Origin of the sequence: Thermoflexus sp., assembly GCF_025055495.1 — a bacterium.
GTDB lineage: Bacteria > Chloroflexota > Anaerolineae > Thermoflexales > Thermoflexaceae > Thermoflexus.
Genome location: NZ_JANWXB010000146.1, coordinates 1 through 2,541 on the forward strand (window position 1 = coordinate 1; position 2,541 = coordinate 2,541).

General features: G+C 60.0%; 3 protein-coding genes. All 3 read left to right on the forward strand.

Annotated features, from left to right (window positions below; translation table 11 throughout):
* Nucleotides 1-1,248: amino acid ABC transporter substrate-binding protein (locus tag NZM16_RS05045; RefSeq protein ID WP_295479054.1), on the forward strand; the 1,248-nt coding region annotated here is incomplete at its 5' end.
* A 43-nt stretch (nt 1,249-1,291) separates the two neighbouring features.
* Entirely contained in the window at nt 1,292-2,026 is a 735-nt protein-coding gene (locus NZM16_RS05050; protein ID WP_295479056.1) for an ABC transporter ATP-binding protein, read from the forward strand.
* Nucleotides 2,026-2,541 (forward strand): ABC transporter ATP-binding protein (locus NZM16_RS05055; RefSeq protein ID WP_295479060.1); only part of this gene is annotated, 516 nt, incomplete at its 3' end. The genes NZM16_RS05050 and NZM16_RS05055, both read left to right, overlap by 1 nt.

The following is a 2,541-nucleotide window of genomic DNA, read 5'->3' on the forward strand; positions in this document are numbered from 1 at the left end:
GCTCCTCCGGCGACGCCAACCACACCGCCTCGCCCAATCCGCATCGGACTTTCGGTTCCCCTGACCGGCGATCTCGCCATCGCAGGCACCAAACACCGGGATGGATATCAGCTCTGTGTGGATCTGATCAACCAGAAGGGCGGCCTGCTCGGGCGGCCCGTGGAATTGATCGTGCAGGACAATCGCTCAGATAACGAGGTGACCGTTTCTCAGTATGAGCGCTTCATCAATGTGGACAAAGTGGATCTCCTGCTAGGCACCTTCGCCAGCCGTCTGAACTTTGCGGCCTCAGCAGTGGCGGAGAAGGCCGGCTATGTTTATCCCATCCCCTCAGGCGGCGCACTGCGGATCTGGGAGCGGGGCTTCAAGCATATTTTCTATTTCCAGCAGAACGCGGTGGAATACATCGGCAATGCGCCACTGCGGGCCCTTATAGCATATCGGGATAAGGGCATTATCCCGGCTGAGGACTTTCCGAAGACCGCTGCGGTGGTCCATGCGGATGAGTTCTTTGGCAATGCGATCGCCAACGGCTTGCTGGGCGGGAAGGTGCAAATCCCGGGGACCGACAAGGTGATCGACCTGGCGCCCGGCTTCCTGGCCCAGGCAGGGATCCAGGTGGTGTTCACCCAGAAATGGCCAGAGGGTTTCACAGACTGGCTGACGCTGGCCAATGCCATTAAAGCCAGCAACCCGGATCTGGTCATGATCGCCGGGGCCTCTCCCGATGATACCATCCAGCTGGTCCGCGCCTTGAAGACGGTGGGCGCCAATCCTAAGATGATCTATAGCGCCCAAGGGACTCAGATTGAGTTCAAGGAGGCGTTGGGAGATGCTGTCAATGGCATCATCATCCATGCCTCCTGGCATCCGCTGGTTCCCTACGTTGGCCTGTTGGCCGGCGAGCCTTTCAGCAATCAGGATTTCATCCAGGCCTTCAAGGCGAAGTATGGCCGGGAGCCAGACGAGGATGAAGCCATCCCCTTTGCGGTCTGTCAGGGCCTGGAGCAGGCCGTCCGGGCGGTCGGATCGACGGATAACAAGGCGATCCGGGATTGGCTGGCCTCGCGCACGAAGGACAACCCGGTGAAGACCATCATGGGAGATTTCTACTGGGATGAGAGGGGCCTTCCCATCGGGCGCGATTATCTGGTCACCCAGTGGCAGAACGGCGAGTTGAAGTTCGTCTATCCCATTGGGGAATTTCAGGGAGTGGTGGATCTGGTATGGCCGCGACCTCAATGGTGAGTTGAGGTAAACAGCTTCGGATCAGACGCTCCGGGGGGAGGGCATGGCGCTGCTGGAAGTTCGCGATCTGACCAAGGATTTCGGAGGCCTTCGGGCTGTGAACCGCTGCTCCTTCACAGTCGAGCAGGGGAGCATCACGGCTCTGATCGGCCCGAATGGGGCAGGGAAGACCACGGTGTTCAATCTGATCACCGGGCTGCTTCGGCCTACCTCTGGTCGGATCTACTTCCAGGGTCGGGATATCACCGCCATGCCCCCCCACCGCATCGCCCGGCTGGGCATCGCGCGAACGTTTCAGATCACCCGGGAGCTGGCGGAACTGACCGTTCTGGAGAATGTGGTCGTGCACGCCATTCGGGATGGGCTGGCTGGGCTCATCCGGAGTAGCATCCTCCAGCATGAGGCAGAGCAGGCCATGGCCCTGCTGGAGTTCGTAGGGCTGGCCGCCCTGGCCCACGAGAAAGCGGGCAAGCTCTCTTATGGACAGAGGAAATTGATGGAGTTGGCAGGGGCGCTGATGGCGAATCCCCAAATGATCATGCTGGATGAGCCGGCCGCTGGGGTCAACCCCGCGCTGCTGGAGGAGATCCTGGAGCGCATCTTGCAGTTGAATCGTTCAGGCATGACTTTTCTGATCATCGAACACAACATGGACGTGGTGATGAACCTTAGCCATCAGGTCGTGGTCATGGCTCATGGAGAGGTGATCTGCCAGGGAACACCCGAGACCATCCAGCAGGATCCCCGCGTGCTCGATGCTTATCTGGGGGCAGCCTGATGCCAGTTCTGGAAATTGAGGAAGTCACCGCCGGGTATGGGATGGGACCGGATATCCTGAGCCGGGTCTCCGTCCGTTTCGAGGCCGGATTCGTTCATTGTGTAATCGGCCCGAACGGGGCGGGCAAATCGACTTTGCTTCGTGTGATCGCTGGCCTGCTCCGGCCCCGCTCGGGACGAGTGCTTTTGGAGGGGAAAGTGATCTCCGGGTTGCGACCGCATCAAATCCTGGCCCACGGTATTTGCCTGGTGCCTCAAGATCGCAGCCTTTTTCCAGCGATGACTGTCCGCGAGAACCTGATGATGGGCGGCTATATCGAGCGGGACCAGCGTCAGATATCCCGGCGGATGGAGGAGGTCCTGGAGCTTTTCCCGGAAATTCGTCGACATCTGAATCGCAGGGCCGGCACTTTATCCGGTGGCGAGCAACAGATGGTGGCCATCGCACGAGGCCTGATGGTCCGTCCCCGGGTGATGATGCTGGATGAGCCCAGCTTGGGCCTGGCCCCCATGGTG